The organism is Dokdonella sp. (assembly GCF_036518555.1).
Classification (GTDB): Bacteria; Pseudomonadota; Gammaproteobacteria; order Xanthomonadales; family Rhodanobacteraceae; genus Dokdonella_A.
Genome location: NZ_DATDMY010000233.1, coordinates 1 through 7,204, shown reverse-complemented (window position 1 = coordinate 7,204; position 7,204 = coordinate 1). Strand labels below are relative to the sequence as shown.

The 7,204-nt window shown below is 71.4% G+C and carries 7 protein-coding genes; 5 read left to right on the top strand and 2 right to left on the bottom strand.

Annotated elements, in window-relative coordinates; genetic code table 11:
- The first annotated feature begins 19 nt into the window (after positions 1–19).
- The gene (rnhA, locus tag VI238_RS12990) at positions 20–457 is read left to right on the top strand and encodes a ribonuclease HI (RefSeq protein ID WP_414650063.1); all 438 of its coding nucleotides are present in this window, start codon (positions 20–22) and stop codon (positions 455–457) included.
- A gap of 123 nt (positions 458–580) precedes the next feature.
- Positions 581–1,324, top strand: coding sequence for a DNA polymerase III subunit epsilon (gene dnaQ / locus VI238_RS12985; protein ID WP_331652019.1), 744 nt, complete (start codon positions 581–583; stop codon positions 1,322–1,324).
- 677 nt (positions 1,325–2,001) lie between these two features.
- On the opposite strand, the gene VI238_RS12980 is transcribed toward dnaQ, so the two are convergent.
- A complete protein-coding gene (locus VI238_RS12980) occupies positions 2,002–2,706 on the bottom strand; it encodes a PP2C family protein-serine/threonine phosphatase (protein WP_331652017.1) in 705 nt (234 codons plus the stop codon).
- 188 nt (positions 2,707–2,894) lie between these two features.
- Here VI238_RS12980 and VI238_RS12975 point away from each other — a divergent pair, with 188 nt between their 5' ends.
- On the top strand, positions 2,895–4,637 hold the full coding sequence (locus VI238_RS12975; protein ID WP_331652015.1) for an amidohydrolase: 1,743 nt from the start codon (positions 2,895–2,897) through the stop codon (positions 4,635–4,637).
- A 140-nt stretch (positions 4,638–4,777) separates the two neighbouring features.
- A complete protein-coding gene (locus VI238_RS12970) occupies positions 4,778–5,158 on the top strand; it encodes a VOC family protein (protein ID WP_331652013.1) in 381 nt (126 codons plus the stop codon).
- Positions 5,159–5,299: 141 nt separating this feature from the next.
- Here VI238_RS12970 and VI238_RS12965 read toward each other — a convergent pair whose 3' ends face one another.
- On the bottom strand, positions 5,300–5,692 hold the full coding sequence (locus VI238_RS12965) for a PGPGW domain-containing protein (RefSeq protein WP_331652011.1): 393 nt from the start codon (positions 5,690–5,692) through the stop codon (positions 5,300–5,302).
- 235 nt (positions 5,693–5,927) lie between these two features.
- Between VI238_RS12965 and VI238_RS12960 the strand changes: the two genes are divergently transcribed.
- On the top strand, positions 5,928–7,118 hold the full coding sequence (locus VI238_RS12960) for a GGDEF domain-containing protein (RefSeq protein ID WP_331652009.1): 1,191 nt from the start codon (positions 5,928–5,930) through the stop codon (positions 7,116–7,118).
- Positions 7,119–7,204: the final 86 nt, after the last annotated feature.

Below are 7,204 nucleotides of genomic sequence, written 5' to 3'. Positions count from 1 at the left end.
GGCGAAGCAGCGGGTCGAACTGTTCACCGACGGCGCCTGCCTCGGCAACCCGGGGCCGGGCGGCTGGGGTGCATTGCTGCGCTTCGGCGAGCGCGAGAAGGAGCTCAGCGGCGGCGAGGCGCAGACGACCAACAACCGGATGGAACTCATGGCCGCGATCGCCGGCCTCGAGGCGCTCACGCGTCCGTGCCGCGTCGTCCTGACCACCGACTCGCAGTACGTCAAGCGTGGGGTCGAGGAATGGATGGCGCGCTGGCGCGCGAACGGCTGGCGCACGAGCGACCGGCAGCCGGTCAAGAACCGCGACCTGTGGGAGCGCCTTTCCGCCGCGCTCGCGGCGCACGAGGTACGCTGGCACTGGGTCAAGGGCCACAACGGCCACGACGAGAACGAGCGCGTCGACGTGCTCGCGCGCGAGGCGGCGCTGAAGGTGCGAGGGCCGAGGGCCGACGGCTGAGGGCTGCCGGCGCGGCCGCGGCCGCGGCGGATCGCCCGTTGACGCCTCGCCCCCTCGACCACCGCTTGCCAGCAACGCCGCGGCCCTCCACCCTTCGTCCCCGGACCCCAACCCTCGCCCCCGATGCGCCAAGTCATCCTCGACACCGAAACCACCGGCCTCGAAGTGCAGCGCGGTCACCGCGTGATCGAGATCGGTTGCGTCGAGCTCGTGCAGCGTCGCCGTACCGGGCGCGAATTCCACACCTACCTCAACCCCGATCGCGAGATCGACGAGGGCGCACGTGCGGTCACCGGCATCGCCGACGAGTTCCTGCTCGACAAGCCGCGGTTCGCCGACATCGCGCGCGAGTTCCTCGATTTCATCGACGGCGCCGAACTCATCGCGCACAACGCGAGCTTCGACGTCGGCTTCCTCGATGCCGAACTCGCTCGCGCGGGCATTCCCGACCCGCGCATCGCCGCGCGCGCGCAGGTGCTCGACACGCTCGTGCTCGCGCGCGAGAAGTACCCCGGCCAGCGCAACAGCCTCGACGCGCTGTGCAAGCGCCTCGACGTCGACAACAGCCATCGCGGCCTGCACGGCGCATTGCTCGACGCGAACCTGCTCGCCGACGTCTACCTCGCCCTCACCTCGGGGCAGGGCGCGCTCGGCTTCGGCGAGGACGCGGCCGCCGGCGAAGTGCGCGTCGCGGCCGAACTGCGCATCCTCGTCCGTCCGCGCGTACTGCGCGCGCTCGATGCCGAAATCGTGCTGCACGAGGCGCGCATCGCCGCGATCGACAAGGCGAGCCGCGGTGCGTGCGTGTGGCGGCGCCTCGAGGCGGAATCGGCGCCGCTGGCGCCGGCGGCCATGGCCGCCGGGTAACGGTACTTTTCCGTCTGCGTTCGCGGGCTGCCGTCGGATCCGTTGCGCAGGATCGGGCGCAGCGGCACGAGACCGGATGTGAAGGCGAGGCGCATTCCCGCGAGTCCCACCGCGCGAAGCGTCATCGAGGTTCGCGGTGGGACTCGCCGCTGCGCGGCTGCGTCCCACCCTACGGGGCGGAAGCGCACTGGAAGGTCCTTCGCTTCGCTTTGCGTCTGCGCGAGGCGCGCGCTGCTTTTCCGGATCCCCGTCAGCGGCGGTGAACGGCGGTCGGATCAGCCCGCAGGGGCACGCGCAAGGATGCGCGTGCGTTCGCCGTCGGCGCAGGATGCGCCGTCGGCGAACCCCGGCCGCCGTTCACGTACCCGCAGGGCAGGATGCCCGGAGGGCGCTGCTGCCGGGGTGTCCTTCTCTTTGGTTTCTTTCTCTTGGACAAGCAAGAGAAAGAAATCGGCCCGCAGGGATGCGGGACGAACACGCAGGGACGCGGGTCGGCTGCCGCGAAAACCGCCCGCCCGCTCTCGAAGGGAAGAAGAACAAGATGCACCGCTGCGCCCTCATGCCGGCCCTCTACTGAAAGCCGAAGAGGGACGACCAATGGCACGAACGCGAAACCGCCCACCGGCATCCGCCACGCGAAGAGAACCGCAGCGCGACGACCAAAAACCGTCGCGCCCCTAGCGCGCGCGAACCAGAATCACCGTCACGTTATCCGACCCGCCGCCGTCGAGCGCCGCGAGCACGAGATGGTCGACGCATTCCTGCGCCGACAGCTCGGTGCGGCCGACGATCGCGGCAATCGCGCTGTCCTTGACCTCTTCGGTGAGCCCGTCGCTGCAGAGCAGGAGCTGCATCCCCGCGGTGAGCTCGCCGCGCATGCTCGCGACGCGCAGCGACTGCGGGTCGGTGACGCCGAGCGCCTGCGTGACGACGTTGCGGTGCGGGTGGTGGCGCGCCTGTTCGCTCGTGATCGCGCCCTGGTCGATGAGCTCCTGCACGTAGGAGTGATCCTGCGACAGCTGCTTGAGGCCGTCGTTCCAGATGTAGATACGGCTGTCGCCGACCCAGGCCACCTCGAACGCGCCGTCCTTCGACAGGCGCAGCGCGGCGATCGTGGTGCCCATCGGCAGCGCCTCGGAGCGACGCGTCGAATGGCGGATGATCTCCTCGTCGGCGATCTGGATCGCGCGCACGAGTTCGGTGCCGCGCGTGACCTCGCGAACGAGCGTGTCCCGCGCGAGCGCACTCGCGACCTCGCCGTGTTCGTGACCGCCCATGCCGTCGGCGACGAGCCACAGCCCGAGGTCCGCGTCGGCGTAGTAGGTGTCCTCGTTGTGCTCGCGGCGCAGGCCGACGTGGGTGCTGTGTCCGAATTCGATCATGCGCGGTGCGAAAACTCCCTGGAGGACCCGCGCAGCGGGCGGCAGCGGCCCCATCCGGCGCCGTCCGGGCATAGGATGCCGCCGAGTTCGCGCACTGCGCAAGCCGGCGCTGCAAAATGCACCCGCGGTTGGGGCCGGACGCGCCCATGCCGTACTCTCTCCGGACCCCGTCCGCCGGAGCCATTCGCATGCGCCCAGCCCCGCCGATGCTCCTCGCTTGCACGCTCGCGTTCGCCGCGCCAGCCGGCGCGACCAGCCTGTTCGTCGACCACGTCAACGGCTACACGCTCGATCGCGATGGCGCGCTGCACCGCTTCGACGCGATGCTCGTCGACGGCGGCAAGGTCGTCGCGACCGGGCGCCACGACGATCTGGCCGCGCGCGCGGAGGGCGCCGAGGTGCTCGACGGCAAGGGTCGCACGCTGCTGCCGGGCCTCATCGACGCGCACGGGCACGTGTTCGATCTCGGCTTCGCGCGCAATTCCGCCGACGTCACGGGCACGACGTCGCTCGCCGACGCGCAGGCGATCGTGCGGCACTATGCCGCCGCGCATCCCGATGCGGCCTGGATCCGCGGCGGCGGCTGGAACCAGGTGCTGTGGAAACTCGGGCGCTTCCCGACCGCGGCCGAACTCGATGCCGCCGTCGGCGACCGGCCGGCACTGCTCGATCGCGTCGACGGGCACGCGGCATGGGCGAACGGCGCCGCGCTGAAGCTCGCAGGCATCACGCGCGACACGCGCGATCCGGACGGCGGCCGCATCGAACGCGACGCGGACGGCAACCCGAGCGGCGTGCTCGTCGACGGCGCGATCGCACTCGTCGCGCGCAAGGTCCCGCCGCCGACCGAGGCCGAGGCCGACGCGATGCTCGACAGCGCGCTCGCCGACATGGCGCGCGTGGGCCTCACGGGCGTCGGCGATGCGGGCATCGACGCCGACGTCTATCGCCTGTACCGGCGCCATGCCGACGCGCACACGCTCACGGCGCGCATCTACGCGATGATCCGCGGCACCGGCGACGCATTCGACGCGATCGCCAAGGACGGCCCGCTGTCCGGCTATGGCGGCGATTTCCTCGACGTGCGCGCGGTCAAGCTGTATGCGGACGGTGCGCTCGGCAGTCGCGGTGCGGCGCTGCTCGCGCCGTACAGCGACGACGCGCGCAATACGGGCCTGCTGTTCCATGCGCCCGATGCGCTGCTCGCGATGGTCGAGAAGGCATTCGGCAAGGGTTACCAGGTCTGCGTGCACGCGATCGGCGATCGCGCCAACCGCGAGGCGCTCGACGCATTCGAGCACGCCTACCGCGACCACGCCGGCGCCCGCGCATTGCGCAACCGCATCGAGCACGCGCAGGTCGTCGCGCCCACGGACATCCCGCGCTTCAAGGCGCTCGATCTCGTCGCCTCGATGCAGCCGACGCACGCGACGTCCGACATGAACATGGCCGAGGCGCGCCTCGGCGCGAAGCGCCTCGAGGGTGCTTACGCGTGGCGCACGTTCCTGAAGCAGGGCACGCGCATCGCCGGGGGTTCGGACTTCCCGGTCGAATCGCCGAACCCGTTCTTCGGTCTGCATGCGGCCGTCACGAGGCAAGACCACGAAGGCCGGCCGCCCGGCGGCTGGCGCGCGTCGCAGGCGCTCACGCGCACCGAAGCCTTGCGCGCGTTCACGCTCGACGCGGCCTGGGCCGAGCATCGAGAGGGCACGCTCGGCACGCTCGAGCCGGGCAAGTGGGCCGACTTCATCCTCGTCGACCGCGACTACTTCACGGTCCCGGCGCGCGAGATCTGGAAGACGCGCGTGCTCGAGACCTGGGTCGGCGGCGTGCGGGTGTACGCGGCCGACGGCGCGCGCGAGGATCGCCGTGCTTCGACGCCTGCCGCGGCGGGCGGCGCGGCGCATGCGGCCGATGCGCGGCGCCGATGAGTGCGCGCGGAGTCGTTCGTTCGCGCTCTGCGGCGTCGCCCGCCCGCCGCCGCGCAGGCGATCGGGCGCGCGTGGGACCGCAGCGATCGCGCGCGGGACGCTAGACTTCGTGCGACCTTGAATCCCTGACGGAGAGCGGCATGAAGCGCGTGACCGGTATCGGCGGCATCTTCTTCAAATCGACCGACCCCAAGCGACTCGGCGCCTGGTATCGCGATCACCTCGGCCTCGACGTGACCGAGTGGGGCGGCGCGATCTTCGAATGGGGCGGCCCCGGCAGCGCCGCCGGCATGACGATCTGGAGCCCGTTCGCGCAGGACACGACGTACATGGAACCGGGCCGTGCGACGTTCATGATCAACTTCCGCGTCGCCGACCTCGATGCGCTGCTCGCGGCACTGCGCAGCGAAGGCTGCCACGTGCTCGACGAGACGCAGGCGTCCGAGCAGGGCAAGTTCGGCTGGGTCATCGATCCGGACGGCAACAAGGTCGAACTGTGGGAGCCGCCCGCGGGCGAATAGGTGGCGCTCCGACTGCGCGCTGGCGATCCGTCCCGTCGGGGCGATGCGACGCGCGCGGTGCCCTCAGGCCGCCCAGCTCGCCGCTCGCGCGCTCACGCACAGCCGGCGTCGGCGCCCGACGGACGTGGGGGTTGCGGCGTGTCAGCGATCGACTCGCTCGCCGCGGGTTTCGTCGCTCGCGCGAACGGGTACGGGTTGCGCGACGATACCGCCACCGGGGCGACGCGCGCGCCGCGAGCGCAGGTGCGACGCCAGGCGCGCGGCCGCAAGGTCGAGCCGGTCGAGTGCGCGCGCGACGAACGCCGATTCCTCGGCGAGCAGCACCGCCCCGCCGAGCATGACGAGCAGGCCGGGCCCGGGCAGCACGAGCATGACGATGCCGAGCGCGATCACGACCACGGCCGCCGCGATCGCGAGGTAGCGCGTCCACGGCTTCGCGTCCGCCCGGTGCGTGCGCCGATGGTGGGCCTGGAAGCGCTGGCCGCGCGGTACGGCCATGAACGCGCGCCAGCGCTTCTTGAGGGAGCGGAACATGGCCAGCCTGTCGTCGATGTGATGCGATCGTGAACGATGCCGCCTGAACCGCGCTCGTCCACGCCGTATCGAGTGCGGCGCGCGCATCCGAGTTCCGTCGCGCCGCCGGGTCGACCTGGAACGCGTACCCGCGCGCCGTGATCGGGCGGCCGCGGCTTCGGTTCCGGCCTGGCGATCGAAGCTGGCATAGTGGCCGCAACGGAAGCCCCGGCTTCCGGCGCCGTGGCCGTGCCGAATGCCTGATCCCTTCCCTTTCCCGGTCGACATTCCGACGCTCGCGCTGAGCCGCGGCCTCATGCAGATGATGCTCGCGGGCCTGCTCGTGTACGTCGGCCGGCGGCACGATCCCGACGACGGTGCGCGCTGGTGGGCAGCGGGTTTCCTGTTCAACGGCGCCTCGCTGTTCCTGTTTTCGATCACCGCGCACGGTCTTCTCGACACGATCTTCGTCGTCGGAAACCATCTCGCGCTCGGCGCGGGGAGTGCCTGCCTGCTGCTCGGCTTCTGGGCGTTCGGCCACCAGCGCGCGCAGCCGTGGCTTGCCGCACTGATGATCGCGATCCCGACCGCGGCGCTGCTCGCGTTCGAGGTCGCCTGGCCGAACGCACGCCTGCGCGTGCTCACCACCGCGTTCGGCCAGTTCGTGTTCCTGCTCGCGCTGCAGGCGAGCCTGCGCGAACCGCCGCGCGAGGAGATCGAGCACATCTACCGTCGCCTGCGCGTGCTCGTGCTCGTGTACGCGGGCGTGCTCGTCTGGTCCTACGCGGGGATCGCCGGGGTACTGCCGACGTCGGCGCGCCTCGACATCGGCTACCACCGCGCGCTGTTCAGCGTCGCGTCGCTGCTGTTCATGCTCTCGCTCGCGGTCACGTGCCTCGCGTTGCAGTTCGCGCTGCTCGCCGCGCGCAACGAAGACCTTGCGATGGTCGACTGGCTCACCGGCCTGCTCAACCGCCGCGGTTTCTTCCGCGCGACCGCGCACGCGGACGGCTGGCAGGGCGCGGACGGCGTCGCGAGCGTCGTCCTGCTCGATATCGACCACTTCAAGCGCGTCAACGACGAACACGGCCACGCCGCCGGCGACCGCGTGCTGCAGGCCGTCGCCGATCGCCTGCGCGAACTCGCCGCGCCGTCCGATCTCGTCGCACGCATGGGCGGCGAGGAGTTCTGCGTCGCGATGCCCGGGGTACGCCGCGAGCAGGCGCTCGCGCGCGCCGACGCGATCCTCGCCCACTGCCGCAACACCACCGTTCCCGCCGCCGATGGTCGCGACATCCGGTTCACCCTCAGCGCGGGCGTCTGCGAAGCCTCGCCCGCGCAATCGCTCGACGACGTGCTCGCGCGCGCGGATGCGGCGATGTACGCGGCCAAGCGCGCGGGGCGCGATCGCGCGATCGCCTCGATGGTTGCGCACGAGGGCGCCTAGGTGGCGCGCCAGCGTGACCGCGTATCCACGCCCCATGGGATCGCGCATTAACCTCTCCCGCGGTGCGGGAGAGGTCGCGCCGCAGG